Below are 15,657 nucleotides of genomic sequence, written 5' to 3'. Positions count from 1 at the left end.
GCGCGGTGGTCGTAGGGGGACTTGTCGAGGCGGCCGAACGGCTGCTGGAGGGTCGGCACGGACGGCTCGGTGCCACGGCACTGCGGACCGCCCTGGTCGATCTGTACGAGTTCTGGTTGAACAAGGCCGCCACGGCGGCCGGCATCGGCGTCGCAGGCACCGCGCCTGCCGGCGTCGCGCTGGTCGCCGTCGGCGGCCTTGGCCGTCGTGAACTCGCCCCGTTCTCCGACCTCGACCTCGTACTCATCCACAATGGACATCCGAACATCGGGGAGATCGCCGACGCGCTGTGGTACCCGCTGTGGGACGCACGGGTCGGCCTGGACCACGCGGTGCGCACCCCGGCCGAGGCGCTCAAGGTCGCCTCGGAGGATCTGCGCACCGCGATGGGCCTGCTCGACGGCAGGCTCATCGCCGGTGACGCCGAACTGGCGTCCCGGCTCGTCGACGCCGCACGGGACCAGTGGCGGCGCGGCGCGCGCAAGCGCGTCCCGGAACTGCTCGAGTCCGTCCGCGAGCGCTGGCGGCGCAGCGGCGAGATCGCGCAGATGTCCGAACCGGACCTGAAACACGGCCGCGGCGGACTGCGCGACCTGAGCCTGCTCGACGCACTCGCGGTCGCGCAGGTGACCGACCGGGGGTCGGACGAGATCGCCGAGGCACGTGGACTGCTGCTCGACGTCCGCACCGAACTGCGGCGCACGGTCCGGCGCAGCAGGGACGTGCTCGGCGCCGACGACGCGGCCGTCGTCGCGGCCGAACTCGAGTTCGGCGACCGGTTCACGCTCGCCCGCGCACTGTCCAGTGCGGGAAGGACGATCGCCTACGCCGTCGACGTGGCGTTGCGCTCGGCGGACCCGCCGAAGGGCAGGTTCGGCAGGAAACCCTCGCGCACGCCGTTGGACGACGGTGTGGTGCTGCACGGCAACGAGGTCGCACTGGCGCGCGACGCCGTGCCCGCCCGCGATCCCGGGCTGTTGCTCCGGGTCGCCGCGTCGTCGGCGCGGACCTCGGCGCCCGTCTCGCACGGCACGCTGCGGACCCTCGCCGACACGGCACCGGAACTGCGCGCGCCGTGGCCGGAGTCGGCCCGCACCGCACTGACCGAGTTGCTCGGCGCGGGCGACGGGCTCGTCGACGCGGTCGAGGCGCTCGACCGCACCGGGCTCTGGGCCCGTCTGCTGCCCGAATGGGGAGCGGTACGCGACCTTCCCTCCCGTGAGCCCGTGCACGTGTGGACGGTCGACCGGCACCTCGTCCAGACGTGTGTCGAGGCCGCCAAGCTCACCGACACGGTCGCGCGTCCGGATCTGCTGTTGCTGGGTGCGTTGCTGCACGACATCGGCAAGGGGCGCGCGGCGGACCACTCGGAGCTCGGCGCGAAGATCGCCCACCACGTGGCCGTGCGCATCGGACTGTCCGAACGCGACACCGCGGTCGTGACCGGCATGGTCCGGCATCACCTGTTGCTGCCGGACACCGCGACGCGCCGCGACATCAGCGAACCGGAGACGGTGGAACGGGTCGCCAAGACGATCGACTCGGACCCGCTACTGCTGGACCTGCTCCACGCACTGTCCAAGGCGGACTCACTCGCCACCGGGCCCGCGGTGTGGACCCGGTGGAAGGCGGGACTGATCGCCGAGTTGGTCGGGCGCACCCGCGAGCTGCTGGCGGGTACGTCGTCGCAGGAGCCCGCCGCGGCCGACGAGGCTCAGGCCGCGCTCGTCGAGGAAGCCGTGCGCACCACGAGGGGACAGGCGACGGTGTCGGTCTCCGGCGACGACGACAAGATCGCCACCGTCGTGCTCGCGGTGCCCGCGGGGGCGGAGCTGCTCACGCCCGCGGCCGGGGTGCTCGCGCTCAACTCGCTCCAGGTGCACACCGCCACCCTGCGCGGGCACGGCGGTGGCCGGGTCGGGGTGTTCACCGCCTCGCCGCGGTTCGGCACCCTGCCGGACCCGGCACTGCTGCGCGACCAATTCGCACGCGCGGTCGCGGGCGGACTGGCGCTGGCCAGGAAGCTGGCCGAGAAGGAGCAGGCCTACCACCACACGGCGCGGCCGGTCGAACCGAAGGTCGTGTGGTTCGACGACGAGACGGCGGGTGCGGACACCGTCGTCGTCGAGCTGCGGGCCGTGGATCGGATCGGCCTGCTGTACCGGGTGGCGGGAGCGCTGCGCCGCTGCGACGCGGACGTGCGGTGGGCGAAGGTCGCCACGCTCGGCGACCGGGTCGTCGACTCGTTCGCCGTCACGCCGCGTTCCGGCGTCGCAGGAGCCGCCGACGTGGACGACCTCGCGTGGCGCAGGCGGGTCGAGCAGGCGGTGCTGTCGGCGGCCTCGGCGTGAGGCTGGTGGCACGGGTTCGACGAGACATAGGAGACGGAGGTTTACCCACCACCACGTGAGTAGCCCTACTCAGCCCGATTGCGGTGTCTTCACGCTGCCGGGCGATGCCCCTCGGACGGCATGCTGACACACAGCTCGGACGTGAGCTCCCGTTCGGTGGGGTTCGCCTGGTGCTGGGGGTCTGGCGAACAGGCCGACCTGGGCGCTCACGGCCGGGAAGAGACGCCGCCCGGCCGGACGAGGGGGATCTGTGGGGGACAGACCGGCCGGGCGGCCCCTCGACCATCCGCGGCCAGTACCCTGGGACGTCGTCGGCGCGATGAGCCGGCGCCAGGAACGACGACCTGCTGGAGCGTGCACCCCGTGTTCGACACCCTCTCGGATCGGCTCACATCGGTCCTGCAGAACCTGCGAGGCAAGGGCAAACTCTCCGACGCCGACATCGACGCCACCGCGCGCGAGATCCGCATCGCGCTGCTGGAGGCCGACGTCGCGCTGCCGGTCGTGCGCGAGTTCATCAAGCAGGTCAAGGAGCGCGCCAAGGGCGCGGAGGTCTCCGAGGCGCTGAACCCGGCCCAGCAGGTCATCAAGATCGTCAACGAGGAGCTCATCGGCATCCTCGGCGGCGAGACCCGGCGCGTGAACCTCGCCAAGAACCCGCCGACCGTGATCATGCTGGCCGGTCTGCAGGGTGCCGGTAAGACGACCCTCGCCGGCAAGCTCGCGATGTGGCTGAAGAAGCAGGGCCACGCCCCGATGCTCGTCGCGTGCGACCTGCAGCGCCCGAACGCGGTGACGCAGCTGCAGGTGGTCGGTGAGCGCGCAGGCGTCACGACCTTCGCCCCGGAGCCTGGCAACGGCGTCGGCGACCCGGTCGACGTCGCCAAGCGCAGCATCGAGGAGGCGCGGCACGCGCAGCACGACGTGGTCGTCGTCGACACCGCCGGACGGCTCGGTGTCGACGAGGAGCTGATGCAGCAGGCCGCGGACATCCGGGACGCGGTCCAGCCCGACGAGACGCTGTTCGTCGTCGACGCGATGATCGGTCAGGACGCGGTGACCACGGCCGAGGCGTTCCGCGACGGCGTCGGGTTCACCGGTGTCGTGCTCACCAAGCTCGACGGTGACGCCCGCGGTGGTGCCGCGCTGTCGGTGCGGCAGGTGACGGGCGAGCCGATCCTGTTCGCCTCCAACGGGGAGAAGCTGGAGGACTTCGACGTCTTCCACCCTGACCGCATGGCCAGCCGCATCCTCGGCATGGGCGACATGCTCACGCTGATCGAGCAGGCCGAGCAGGCGTTCGACCAGGAGAAGGCCGAGCAGGCCGCCTCCAAGCTGGGCACCGGCGACATGACACTCGAGGACTTCCTCGAGCAAATGCAGGCCGTCCGCAAGATGGGCCCCATCGGCAACCTCCTCGGCATGCTCCCCGGCGCGGGGCAGATGAAGGACCAGCTCGCGCAGGTCGACGACGCCCAGCTCGACCGGCTGCAGGCGATCATCCGCGGCATGACGCCCGCGGAGCGCGAGAACCCGAAGATCATCAACGCCTCGCGGCGCCAGCGCATCGCCAACGGTTCCGGCGTCAAGGTGCGCGAGGTCAACGACCTGGTGAACCGGTTCTTCGAGGCCCGCAAGATGATGCAGCAGATGGCGGGCCGGTTCGGCTTCGGCGGAGGCGGCGGCAGCGCCACGAAGAAGCAGAAGAAGGGCCGCAAGGGCAAGAAGGGCAAGAACAAGGCCCCGAAGCAGAAGATGCCCGGCGGCTTTCCCGGTGGACTGCCCGGTGGCATGCCGGGCGGCATGTCCGGCGGGGGCGGCACCCCGGACCTGTCGCAGCTCGGCGGTGGCCTCAACGACCTCCCGCCCGGTTTCGACCCGTCGAAGCTCAAGCTGCCGAAGAACAAGTGAGCCATGTTCCACATCCGCGGTGTGGTCCTGCCCGACGGTCGTGAGCAGGACGTTTGGACCGACGGCGACCGGATCTCGCTGACCCCGGTCGACGGTGCGACGACACTCGACGGTGCGTTCGTCCTGCCCGGCCTGGTGGATGCGCACTGCCACCCCGGGATCGGCGTCGACGGCGCGGTGACCCTCGACGAGGCTGCGGCCCAGGCCACGGCCGACCGCGACGCGGGCACCCTGCTGATCCGCGACTGCGGTGTGCCGATCGACATCCGGCCCCTGCAGGAGCGCGTCGAGCTGCCGCGGATCATCCGTAGTGGCAGGCACATCGCGTTGCCCAAGCGCTACATCCCCAAGCTCGGCATCGACCTCGACCACCCGGACCAGCTGCCCGACGCCGTCGCCGAACAGGCCGTCGCGGGTGACGGCTGGGTCAAACTCGTCGGCGACTGGATCGACCGCGGGGTCGGTGACCTGGCGCCGCTGTGGCCCGACGACGTCGTCGCCGAGGCGATCAAGGTGGCGCACGACGCGGGCGCTCGGGTGACCGCGCACGTGTTCGGCGAGGACGCTCTGCCCGGGCTCGTCGACGCGGGCATCGACTGCATCGAGCACGGCACCGGGCTGGACCGCGAGCTCCTCGACCGCATGGCACGGCAGGGCACCGCGCTCGTGCCGACGCTGATCAACATCGAGAACTTCCCCGGTATCGCCGACCAGGCGGCCAAGTATCCGACGTACGCCGCCCACATGCGCGCGTTGCACGCGGGGGTCGGCGACATGATCGGCCAGGCCATCGACGCGGGTGTCGACATCTACGCGGGCAGTGACGCAGGCGGCATGGTCGCGCACGGTCGGTTGCCCGACGAGGTTTCGGCCCTGCACCGTGCGGGAATGCCCGCCGAGCGGGCGATCGGCGCGGCGTCCTGGGCGGCGCGCGCGTGGCTCGGCTACGACGGCGTCGTCGACGGTGGGCACGCCGACCTGCTCGTGTACGACACCGATCCTCGTGAGGACGTCGACGTCCTCTCCGCTCCCCAGCACATCGTTCTTCGCGGTCGCCTCGTGCGCTGACGGCCACCGCCGGGCTGTGATCGCGTGGATGCGCACAGTAGGCTCGCGGCGTTGTCGAGGAGAACCCGTCGAGGAGAACCCCGGGGAGGACCAGCGTGACGGCACCGGATCCGGGTGACGCGGTGCCGTCGGAAGGATCGTCGTCGGAGACCTCGTCCGATTCGCCCGGTGTCGCCGGTGCACCTCGCTCGGCCTCGCTGCCACCACCGCGCTGGGGATTCGGCGCGTTCCTGCTCGTCGAGTTCGTCCTGCTCGCCTCGGCCGCCCTGATCGGAGCGATCCTCAGCCGCAGCAGCGGCCCCGGCGAGGACGTGTCGGTGCGCAACGTGCTGATCGGCACGATCATGCCCACGCTGATCGCCGCGAGCACCGCGCTCGTGATCACGAAGGTCCGCGGCAACGGTCCGTTGGCCGACCTGAACCTGTCCTGGCGCTGGGACGACGTCAAACTGGGCCTGAAGCTCGGCATGGTGGGCCTCGTACTCACCAGCGTCGGCGCGTGGGTGTGGACGGAGATCGTGGGGGAGCGCAACGCCAGGTCGGCGATCAGCGCGCTCGTCGAGGACAAGCCGATGTCGGTGCAGGCCGCGGTCGTGATGTTCCTGTACCTGTGGCTCCTCGGCCCGATCTGCGAGGAGGTCATCTACCGCGGGCTGCTGTGGAGTGCCACGGAACGGCTGGAGTGGCGCAAGGAGAAATGGGGCCGCATCGCGGCTTTCGCCCTCTCGACCGCGGTGTTCGCCGTCAGCCACCTCGAACCGCTGCGCACGTCGCTGCTGTTGCTGATCTCCGTGCCCATCGGGCTGGCCAGGCTGATCACGGGACGACTGCTCGGCAGCATCGTGGCCCACCAGATGAACAACTTCCTGCCTGCCGTGGCCATCCTGCTCACCGCGCTGGGGATCGCCGAGGCGTGAGCACGTGGGCGTGCTCGGAGTGACCGGGCGGGCAGGGTCTACAGGGCCTGCACGAACAGGTGCGCAGCCAGTCCCAGACCGGCCAGTGCGATCGCGATCCGCAACGGCCGTTCGGGAAGCCTGCGCACGATGATCGGCCCGATCCAGGCGCCGACGAACGAGCCCGCGGCCAGTGACACCGCGGCAGGCCAACTGACCGGGGCGAACAGGGCGAACGCGATCGCCGCCGTGCCGTTCGCCGCGCCCGTGGCGACGTTCTTCAACGCGTTCGACACCGGCAGCGCATCGGGTAGGGACACCGACAGGACGGCGAGCATCATGATCCCCGAACCCGCACCGAAGTACCCCGAGTAGACCGTCACCGCGAGGAACGCGGCGACGAATCCCCTGCCGGGCTTGCGCTCCTTGCCCTTCCGGGCGGCGCGGATGTCCGCGGCCTGCCGCAACCGGTCCCGCAGGAGCAGCAGCATCGAGCCCAGCGCGATGAGCCACGGCACGACGAGTTCGAATGTGTCGGCCGGGGTCGTCAGCAGCAGGGCCGCACCGGCCGAGCCGCCGACCACCGCCGCGGCGATGATCCGCACGAGCCTGCGGCCCTGGCCCCGCAGTTCCCGTCGCGACCCGCCCGCCGCGCCGACGGTCGTGGCCAGCATCGCCACCGTGTTCGTCATGTTGGCCGTCAGCGGCGGCAGGCCGGCTGCCAGCAGAGCCGGATAGCTGAACAGCGAGGCCAACCCGGCGATCGACGACGCCAGCCCCGCGGCGACACCGGCTCCGGCGAGCAGGGCGAGCGTGCCGACGTCCACGTGCGATCCTTTCCACGACAGCCAGTGCGCACGACCCGGTTCGGGCCGCGGACGCTCCGGAGTGCCCGGGGTCCGGACCGCAGTGTTCTCCGGTGCCGAAGACGGCCGGGTAGGGGAGCCCGGCGCGGGTGAGCGAAATCGCTCTGGCAAAATGGGAGCTTGCCCGCTCCGAACGGGCCCTCTCACCGCGTTCGGAGCGAGACCACAGACCTGCGGGGCATCGCCGATCCGCTCCCCACTCGGGGTGGTGCCTACGAACCGAGCAAGCGAACACGACAGGAGTACCCACACCCGTGGCCGTCAAGATCAAGCTGCAGCGCCTGGGCAAGATCCGCGCGCCGTACTACCGCATCATCGTCGCGGACGCGCGCACCCGCCGGGATGGCAAGGCCATCGAGACGATCGGCAAGTACCACCCCAAGGAAGAGCCGAGCTTCATCGAGGTCGACTCCGAGCGCGCCCAGTACTGGCTGGGCGTCGGCGCACTGCCCACCGAGCCGGTGCAGCGCATCCTCGAGATCACCGGTGACTGGCAGAAGCACAAGGGCCTGCCCGGTGCCGAGGGCACGCTGAAGCCGCGCCCGGAGAAGAAGACCAAGCAGGAGCTGTTCAACGAGGCGCTCGCCGCCGCGAACGAGGAGCCCTCCGTCGAGGCCGTCACCCCGAAGAAGAAGAGCGGTGGCAAGAAGGCCGACAAGGCTGACAAGCCCGCGGAGGAGACCGCCGAGGCCACCGAGTCGGCCGAGGCTTCCGCCGCGCCGGAGGCCGAGGGCGAGAAGAAGGCCGACGAGGCGTGAGCTTCCTCGCCGATTCGCTCGAGCACCTCGTGCGCGGCATCGTCGACAACCCCGACGAGGTCCGTGTCGACCTGGTCACCACCCGCCGCGGCCGCACCCTCGAGGTTCACGTCCACCCGGACGACCTCGGCAAGGTGATCGGCCGCAGCGGTCGTACGGCGACCTCGCTGCGCACCGTGATGGGATCCGTCGGCGGCAAGGGAATCCGCGTCGACGTGATCGACACCGACCGCTGAGCGGATGACCGAACAGGTCGTGGTCGGCCGGGTCGCGAAGGCGCACGGCATCCGTGGTGAACTCGCCGTGGACGTGCGCACCGACTCGCCGGACGAGCGGTTCGTCGAAGGCGCGGTCCTGACCGGCAGGACCCGAGGCGGCGACACCTTGCGACTCACCGTGGCAGCCGCCCGCTGGCACAGCGGGCGGCTGCTGGTGCGTTTCGAGGAGGTCCCCGACCGGACCGCAGCTGAGACGCATCGCGGACTTCTTCTGCTCGCCGACGCAGGCGAGCTCCCTCCCATCGACGACCCCGACGAGTTCTACGACCACGAACTCGAGGGGCTCAGCGCCGAGTTGGCCGACGGAACGGTCGTCGGCACCGTGCGCGAAGTGGTTCACTCGCCGGGTGGTGAACTGCTCGTCGTCGACAGGGAAGGCCTGCCCGAGGTGCTCGTCCCGTTCGTGCGGGCGATCGTCCCCGAGGTCGACGTGCAGGCGCGCCGCGTCGTGCTCGACCCGCCCGAAGGGCTGCTCGAGGACAGCGACGCCGACGTCGCTCATTGAAAGCCCATTGAAAGCCCGTTGAAAGCCCGTTGATCAGCCGCTGACCCCACCGTCCCGCCGAAGGCCCGCCGTGAAACTCGACGTCGTCACGATCTTCCCCGAGTACCTGCAGCCGCTGCGTGCGGCGCTGCTGGGCAGGGCGATCGAGCGCGGGCTCATCGAGATCGGGGTTCACGACCTGCGGGACTGGACCTACGACGTGCACCGGGCCGTCGACGACGCGCCGTACGGCGGCGGTCCCGGCATGGTGATGAAACCGCAGGTGTGGGGCGAGGCACTCGACACGGTGTGCACCGAACGGTCCCGGCTCGTCGTGCCGACGCCCGCGGGGACGCCGTTCACCCAGACCATGGCGCGGGCCTACGCCGAGGAGGAGCACCTCGTGTTCGCCTGCGGCCGGTACGAGGGCATCGACCAGCGAGTCTTCGACGACGCGGCCCGCCGCATGCCCGTCGACGAGGTGTCCATCGGCGACTACGTGCTCGTCGGCGGAGAGGCCGCGGTGCTGGTGATGGTCGAGGCCGTCGTCCGGTTGCTGCCCGGTGTGCTGGGCAACCCGGTCTCGGCCGAACAGGACTCGTTCTCCGACGGCCTGCTCGAAGGACCCAGCTACACCCGCCCCGAGGTCTGGCGTGACCTCCCGGTGCCGGACGTGCTGCGCTCGGGAAACCACGCCCACATCGACCGCTGGCGACGCGACCAGGCACTCGAGCGCACCTACCACCGGCGCCCCGACCTGCTCGAACGGCTCGGCGAGGCCGACCTCGACGCCCGCGACCGTGCGGTGCTCGACAGGCTGCGCGACCAGGGTTGACGCGGGCCGCCGGCAGCCCCTTGTCCGGTACGGACAGCCCACATGCCATACTTGACCAGTTGGCGCGACGTGTGAGCACGCGCTGCCGAAACTCCAGGGCCGCCCGCTGTGAGGCCGGTGCGCGCCCGGACCAACTCAAGCCACATTGCCACTAGGACGAGGACGGACCAGAAGATGAACACCCTGGACGCGCTGGACGCTCAGTCGCTGCGTTCCGACATCCCCTACTTCCGCCCGGGCGACACGCTCAAGGTTCATGTCCGAGTCATCGAAGGCAACCGCGAGCGGAACCAGGTCTTCGAGGGCGTCGTGATCCGCCGTCAGGGCGGCGGCATCCGCGAGACGTTCACCGTGCGCAAGATGTCGTTCGGCATCGGCGTCGAGCGCACCTTCCCGGTCCACTCGCCGAACATCGCGAAGATCGAGGTCTCCAAGAAGGGCGACGTGCGCCGCGCGAAGCTCTACTACCTGCGCGACCTGCGCGGCAAGGCGGCCAAGATCAAGGAGCGTCGCGAGAGCCCCTCCGCCTCCTGAGCTTTCGGGAGCTTCCCGTAGCCTGACGCCGTGGTCGAGCCTGTGCCTTCAAACGCCTCAGAGGACGAACCGGAACGCCCGGACGAAGAGCGGAAGAATCCGTTCGACAAGCCCGCCGACCCCGTCGATCCTGCTGACCGTGGTGACGGAGCCTCGGCCGAGCACGGTCACACCGGAGCCGGCGAGAAGGCACAGGCCGCCGGCGGTGGCGGCGGCCGCGGCAAGGCGAAGAAGCAGCGGTCGTTCTGGAAGGAACTGCCGATCCTCATCGGGATCGCGCTCGTGCTGGCCTTCCTGATCCAGCAGTTCCTGGCCCGCGTGTACATGATCCCGTCGGGCTCCATGGAGGAGACCCTCCACGGATGCCCGGGGTGCACGCCGGACCGCATCCTCGTCGACAAGCTCGTCTACGACTTCTCCGAACCCGAGCCCGGAGAGGTCGTGGTCTTCCGTGGCCCCGACTCCTGGGTCGGCGGCCAGCTTGCCGAGGACGACAGCAATGCCGTGGCCGACTTCTTCCAGATGGTCGGCTCCGCGTTCGGTCTCGCCCCGCCCGACGAGCGCGATTTCGTCAAGCGGATCATCGCCACCGGCGGCCAGACCGTCGAGTGCTGCGACGACGAGAACCGCGTTCTGGTCGACGGCAAACCGCTCGACGAGCCGTATCTGCACCTCGAGGGCGCCCGGCCGCAGGCGCCGTTCCCGAAGGTGACGGTGCCCGAGGGCTACGTCTGGATGATGGGCGACAACCGCAACAACTCGGCCGACTCCAGGGCGCACAACGAGGAGGGAACGGCCAGTGGCGCCGTTCCCGAGGACAACATCATCGGCAAGGCTCGGCTGATCGTGCTGCCGCCGTCGCGCTGGGACGTGATCAGCGCGCCCAACCCGCAGGAGAGCACGGCGAACGCGATGAGTGCACCCGCGTGGCAGCAGGGACTCCCGCTGGGCGTCGGCGTCGTCGCGGCCTGGCCCGTCTTGAAGATCGGCCGCCGGATCAGTTCGGCCGTCGGCGGGGCGGTACGCCGCGGGCGGTAACCACACCCGGCGAGCGTTGGACGTTCTCGTGCCCAAGCCGACGACAAGCCCGAAGAGGTCGCGGACCGCGACCCGGTCGCTCCTGACCGCAGACTGCCCACGTCCACCGCGCGCGATCATCCGCGGCGCGACCCCATGGGCGTTGCAGGGCGCGTTGGAACGTCGCGGCCTCGGTCCGGTGGCCGGGGTCGACGAGGCAGGACGTGGTGCGTGCGCCGGTCCGCTGGTGGTCGCCGCGTGCATCCTCCGCAACGGCGACGCGGCGCGGCTGTCCGAACTGACGGACTCCAAGCTGTTGACCGCGGCCGCGCGTGAACGCGTCTACGACCGGGTGGTGCGCCGCGCGGTGTCCTACTCGATCGTGATCGTGCCGCCGTCGGAGGTCGACGCCCTCGGCATCCACGTCACCAACATCGAGGGCATGCGCCGAGCGGTCTCCGGACTGTCGACCCCTCCCGGATACGTGCTCATCGACGGGTTCGGCGTGCCGGGCCTGCCCGCGCCCAGCGTCCCCGTGATCAAGGGCGACCGGGCGGTGGCGTGTGTGGCGGCGGCGTCGGTGCTGGCGAAGGTGACGCGGGACCGGATCATGACCGAGCTCCACGCCGAGTATCCGGAGTACGGGTTCGACGTGCACAAGGGCTACACGACGGGCGAGCACGGCGAGGCGTTGACGGCGCACGGGCCGAGTCCGGTCCACCGCTGGTCCTACACGAACGTGGCGGCCGCGGGCGGTCTGCACGGCAAGCAGCCTCCGCACAAGGTGCTGCTCACCGCGGCCGCGTTGCACGCCAAACCGGCGCGTACCCACGAGAATCAAGAGGTGCTCTTCGAGCTCCCGGCAGGGTGATCAGGCGGCAGTCCGTCGAGTCGGGACTCGCCGAGTGTCACAATGGTTGTTCGCCACCGAACGGCTCGTAAGGCTTGCGAGGAGCAGATGAGCGCAGAGGATCTCGAGAAGTACGAGACCGAGATGGAACTGTCGCTGTACCGGGAGTACCGCGACATCGTGGGCCAGTTCTCGTACGTCGTGGAGACCGAGCGGCGGTTCTACCTGGCCAACGCGGTCGACGTGCAGGTGCGTGACAGCGGCGGCGAGGTGTACTTCGAGGTGCGGATGTCCGACGCGTGGGTGTGGGACATGTACCGCCCCGCTCGGTTCGTCAAGAGCGTTCGGGTCATCACGTTCAAGGACGTCAACGTCGAGGAGCTGGAGAAACCCGAGCTCCGGTTGCCCGAGGAGGGGCCGTTCGGCGGCTGATCCGCCGCTAGCACGGGACACCGACAGGTCGGACGGCAGCGGTGCTCGACGCGGTGAGTTGTCCACATCGCCCCGGTTGTCCACAGTTTCGCGAATTGCCCCTGCCGCGGGCCTGGCACCCCTGTGATCGTGAGGTCACGGCCGGCGCGTGCCGGCCGCGGACCTTGGGGGTGAACGCGTATGAGCGCCACAGTGGGTGGCACGTCGTCCCATCGGCCCCGCAGCAGAGGACGCGGGGCACATCTGGCGTTGGGGCGGCGCGGTGAGGAGCTCGCGGCTCGTTATCTGACCGACCGCGGGCTGGTCGTGTTGAGCCGCAACTGGCGATGTCGCGAGGGCGAGCTCGACATCATCGCGACCGACCGCACGACGCTCGTCGTGTGCGAGGTCAAGACCCGTTCCGGTCCGCGTTTCGGAGAACCGGCCGAGGCGGTCACGGAGGACAAGCAGGCGCGCATCCGCCGCATCACGTCGCGGTGGCTGTCGGAGTTCGGTGTCGGCTGGTGTCCGATCCGGTTCGACGTGCTCGCCGTCGACTGTTCCCCGGGGCGCGCACCGACAGTCCGGCACATCCCGGGGGCGTTCTGATGCCCCTCGCGCGTGCCTGGTCGGTCGCGCTGATCGGCGTCGACGGGCGTCCGGTGGAGATCGAGGCCGACATCGGGGCCGGACTGCCGGGGACGAAACTCGTCGGCCTGCCGGATCCGGGTCTGCGGGAGGCGAAGGACCGGGTTCGAGCGGCCGTGCGCAACAGCGGGCAGAGCTGGCCCGACAGCAACATCACGCTCGGGTTGTCGCCCGCGAATCTGCCCAAGGACGGTTCCGGGTACGACCTGGGCATCGCGGCGGCGGTGCTGGCCGCGTCCGGTGCGGTGCCCGCGCACAAGCTCCTCGACACCGTGCTGGTGGGGGAGCTGGCTCTCGACGGACGGGTGCGTCCCGTCCGCGGCGTGCTGCCCGCACTGCTGGCGGCCCGCAGGGCCGGATACCGGCGGGCCGTTGTGGCGGTCGAATCGCTGGCCGAGGGTGCGTTGGTCGCGGGCCTCGACGTCGGCGGTGCCGAGCGGCTCAGCGAGTTGATCGCCTGGTTGACCGATGACGGTGGGCTGACGCGTGCCGACGTACCCCCGGACTCCTGCCTCGACGAGAACGTGCCCGATCTGGCCGACGTCGTCGGGCAGCCGGAAGCACGGTGGGCACTGGAGGTGGCCGCGGCAGGGGGACACAACCTGCTCATGACCGGCCCGCCCGGCATCGGGAAGACCCTGCTCGCGAAACGCCTTCCCGGTCTGTTGCCGGCACTCGACGACGACGAGGCACTCGAGGTCACGGCCGTGCATTCGGTGGACGGCGCACTCCGAGCCGAGTCGCCGCTGGTGCGCGTGCCGCCGTTCGTGGCGCCGCACCACTCGATCTCCGTGCCCGCGCTGATCGGCGGCGGTAGGGGCCTGGCAGGTCCCGGCGCGATCAGCAGGGCCCACCGAGGGGTGCTGTTCCTCGACGAGGCTCCGGAGTTCGGCGGCGAACGCCTCGCGGCGTTGCGCACCGTGCTCGAGGAGGGCGAGGTGCGCATCGGGCGTGCGAAGGGCTGGGTCCGGTATCCGGCGCAGTTCCAACTGGTGCTGGCGGCGAATCCGTGCCCGTGCGCTCCCGCCCGCGAGACCGAGTGCCGGTGCAGCCCCGCCGCGCGACGGCGCTACTTCGCCAAACTCTCCGGGCCACTGCTCGACCGGGTCGACCTTCGCGTGCGGATGCGGCCTGCAACGTCGTTGAGTGTCGTCGACGCCGGCGGCCAGAGCGAATCCACGGCGCAGGTCCGGGAACGGGTCGTCGCGGCGCGCGAGCGGGCGGCGAAACGGTGGTCGGAGCGGGGTTGGCGGACCAACGCGGAGGTACCGGGGCCCGCCTTGCGCCGCGAGTTCGCGTTGCCGGGACCGGTCACCCGGCTGCTCGACCGCAGCCTCGACCGCGGGGCTCTCACGGCGCGAGGAGCCGACCGGTGTCTGCGCATCGCGTGGACGCTCGCCGACTTGGCGGGTGTCGACGAACCGGACGGCGACCACGTCGCCGCGGCCTTGGAGTTCCGTGATCGGAGGGCGGCATGACCGAGCACAGGTCCGCGACCCCGGACATCGGGACCACGGACGTTGCGCGGGCGGACGTTGCGACGGCGGATCAGCCGACTGCCGACGAGGTGCGCCTCGCGCGTGCGTATCTGCTCGGGGTGGCCGAACCGCCTGCGCCCGCACTGCACGCGTTCGTGGCCGAACACGGTCCCGTCGTCGCGGCCGAACGCGTGCACCGGGGCCAGGTGCCCGACGGGGTCGCACGCGAGACGCAGGCGCGGCGGCTGGTCGAGCGGTCGGCCGACGATCTGCGCCGCGCCGCCGAGTCGGGGCATCGGCTGGTCATCCCGGAGGACGACGAATGGCCGGCGTGGCCACTGCTGTCGTTGCAGATCGCGACGGGGCGGGGCGTCCGTGACGTCGCCGCGCCCGTCGCCCTGTGGGTCCGCGGAAGCGCCCGACTGGACCAGGTCGTCGACGGTGCGGTGGCGATCGTGGGCGCCCGCGCGGCCAGCGAGTACGGCGAGCACACCGCCGCCGAGCTCGCCTACGGCCTCGTACAGGACGGTGCGGCCGTCTTCTCCGGTGCCGCCTACGGCATCGACGGAGCCGCGCACCGCGGTGCGCTGGCTGCGGGTGGACCGACCGTCGCTGTGCTGGGCTGCGGTCTCGAGGTCGGCTATCCCGCGGGCCACGTCGGCCTGGTGAACCGGATCGCGGAACAGGGTGCGGTGATCAGCGAGTACCCGCCGACGACTCCGCCCGCACGGCACCGGTTCCTCGTCCGGAACCGGCTTCTGGCGGCGCTGACCGCAGGCACCGTGGTGGTCGAGGCGGGGCGGCGCAGCGGGGCGCGCAACACGGCGGCGACCGCGGGTGCGCTCGGCAAGGTCGTCATGGCGGTGCCCGGACCCGTCGGGTCGGCGACCTCCGTGGGATGCCATGAGCTGATCCGTGACGCCCACGCCACGCTCGTGTCGTCGGTCGACGAGGTCCTGGACACCGTCGGCAGTCTCGGCGGAGCGGCCCGCACGGAGTCGGCGCCACGTCCACGACGACCCACTGACGACCTCGGCCCCGAGGCGTTGCGCGTCCACGAAGCCGTGGACGAGCGCACGGGCACGGCGGCCGAACGCATCGCCGAGGCGTCCGGAGTGCCGCTGCCGCGGGTGCGCGCGCTCCTGCCGGAACTCGAGTTGTCGGGACTGGTGGAGCGTTGCGACACCGGGTGGCGCAGATCGCGCGCGACCAGCAGGTGAATTCCAGCCGGGTGACCCCGAGTGGGTGATGCGAGAGCGAAGGAGGAGGTGG

16 protein-coding genes are annotated in these 15,657 nt (G+C 70.9%); 15 read left to right on the top strand and 1 reads right to left on the bottom strand.

The annotated features are described in order from the left end of the window. Nucleotides 1-5 precede the first annotated feature (5 nt). The 4 genes from IF64_RS0107145 (at nucleotide 6) to IF64_RS0107130 (ending at nucleotide 6,247) form a co-directional block, all read left to right on the top strand. Complete coding sequence (locus IF64_RS0107145; RefSeq protein WP_030531227.1) at nucleotides 6-2,351, top strand: [protein-PII] uridylyltransferase; 2,346 nt, start codon at nucleotides 6-8, stop codon at nucleotides 2,349-2,351. A 363-nt stretch (nucleotides 2,352-2,714) separates the two neighbouring features. Further along, the gene (gene ffh / locus IF64_RS0107140; protein WP_030531226.1) at nucleotides 2,715-4,262 is read left to right on the top strand and encodes a signal recognition particle protein; all 1,548 of its coding nucleotides are present in this window, start codon (nucleotides 2,715-2,717) and stop codon (nucleotides 4,260-4,262) included. 3 nt (nucleotides 4,263-4,265) lie between these two features. Further along, on the top strand, nucleotides 4,266-5,330 hold the full coding sequence (locus IF64_RS0107135; protein WP_030531225.1) for an amidohydrolase family protein: 1,065 nt from the start codon (nucleotides 4,266-4,268) through the stop codon (nucleotides 5,328-5,330). Nucleotides 5,331-5,527: 197 nt separating this feature from the next. Further along, the gene (locus IF64_RS0107130) at nucleotides 5,528-6,247 is read left to right on the top strand and encodes a CPBP family intramembrane glutamic endopeptidase (protein WP_051757569.1); all 720 of its coding nucleotides are present in this window, start codon (nucleotides 5,528-5,530) and stop codon (nucleotides 6,245-6,247) included. 38 nt (nucleotides 6,248-6,285) lie between these two features. Here the strand turns inward: IF64_RS0107130 and IF64_RS0107125 are convergent, their stop codons facing one another. Beyond that, nucleotides 6,286-7,053, bottom strand: coding sequence for a sulfite exporter TauE/SafE family protein (locus tag IF64_RS0107125; RefSeq protein ID WP_030531223.1), 768 nt, complete (start codon nucleotides 7,051-7,053; stop codon nucleotides 6,286-6,288). 293 nt (nucleotides 7,054-7,346) lie between these two features. Between IF64_RS0107125 and rpsP the strand changes: the two genes are divergently transcribed. The 11 genes from rpsP to dprA all read left to right on the top strand — a co-directional run bounded on the left by rpsP (nucleotide 7,347) and on the right by dprA (nucleotide 15,605). After that, a complete protein-coding gene (gene rpsP, locus IF64_RS0107120; RefSeq protein ID WP_030531222.1) occupies nucleotides 7,347-7,850 on the top strand; it encodes a 30S ribosomal protein S16 in 504 nt (167 codons plus the stop codon). Further along, nucleotides 7,847-8,086, top strand: a complete 240-nt coding sequence (locus tag IF64_RS0107115; RefSeq protein WP_030531221.1) for an RNA-binding protein — start codon at nucleotides 7,847-7,849, stop codon at nucleotides 8,084-8,086. Before rpsP ends, IF64_RS0107115 begins: the two co-directional genes overlap by 4 nt. A 4-nt stretch (nucleotides 8,087-8,090) precedes the next feature. Next, nucleotides 8,091-8,633 (top strand): ribosome maturation factor RimM, encoded by a 543-nt coding sequence (gene rimM / locus IF64_RS0107110; protein ID WP_030531220.1) that lies wholly within the window; start codon nucleotides 8,091-8,093, stop codon nucleotides 8,631-8,633. A gap of 70 nt (nucleotides 8,634-8,703) precedes the next feature. Then, nucleotides 8,704-9,447, top strand: coding sequence for a tRNA (guanosine(37)-N1)-methyltransferase TrmD (trmD, locus tag IF64_RS0107105; protein WP_030531219.1), 744 nt, complete (start codon nucleotides 8,704-8,706; stop codon nucleotides 9,445-9,447). Between the two features lie 174 nt (nucleotides 9,448-9,621). Continuing rightward, nucleotides 9,622-9,981, top strand: a complete 360-nt coding sequence (gene rplS, locus IF64_RS0107100) for a 50S ribosomal protein L19 (protein ID WP_030531218.1) — start codon at nucleotides 9,622-9,624, stop codon at nucleotides 9,979-9,981. A 30-nt stretch (nucleotides 9,982-10,011) separates the two neighbouring features. Continuing rightward, nucleotides 10,012-11,019 (top strand): signal peptidase I, encoded by a 1,008-nt coding sequence (gene lepB / locus IF64_RS0107095; protein WP_211252539.1) that lies wholly within the window; start codon nucleotides 10,012-10,014, stop codon nucleotides 11,017-11,019. A gap of 115 nt (nucleotides 11,020-11,134) precedes the next feature. Further along, complete coding sequence (locus IF64_RS0107090) at nucleotides 11,135-11,869, top strand: ribonuclease HII (protein WP_051757568.1); 735 nt, start codon at nucleotides 11,135-11,137, stop codon at nucleotides 11,867-11,869. 87 nt (nucleotides 11,870-11,956) lie between these two features. Then, complete coding sequence (locus IF64_RS0107085) at nucleotides 11,957-12,280, top strand: DUF2469 domain-containing protein (protein ID WP_030531215.1); 324 nt, start codon at nucleotides 11,957-11,959, stop codon at nucleotides 12,278-12,280. A gap of 180 nt (nucleotides 12,281-12,460) precedes the next feature. Further along, on the top strand, nucleotides 12,461-12,868 hold the full coding sequence (locus IF64_RS0107080; protein WP_051757537.1) for a YraN family protein: 408 nt from the start codon (nucleotides 12,461-12,463) through the stop codon (nucleotides 12,866-12,868). Beyond that, on the top strand, nucleotides 12,868-14,385 hold the full coding sequence (locus IF64_RS0107075) for a YifB family Mg chelatase-like AAA ATPase (protein WP_030531213.1): 1,518 nt from the start codon (nucleotides 12,868-12,870) through the stop codon (nucleotides 14,383-14,385). The genes IF64_RS0107080 and IF64_RS0107075 overlap by 1 nt, the downstream gene beginning before the upstream one ends. Beyond that, on the top strand, nucleotides 14,382-15,605 hold the full coding sequence (gene dprA, locus IF64_RS0107070) for a DNA-processing protein DprA (RefSeq protein ID WP_084705713.1): 1,224 nt from the start codon (nucleotides 14,382-14,384) through the stop codon (nucleotides 15,603-15,605). The genes IF64_RS0107075 and dprA overlap by 4 nt, the downstream gene beginning before the upstream one ends. Nucleotides 15,606-15,657: the final 52 nt, after the last annotated feature.

This window comes from Prauserella rugosa, from assembly GCF_000719975.1.
In the GTDB taxonomy this organism is placed as follows: Bacteria; Actinomycetota; Actinomycetes; order Mycobacteriales; family Pseudonocardiaceae; genus Prauserella; species Prauserella rugosa.
This window is presented reverse-complemented; position numbering and strand designations above follow the sequence as displayed.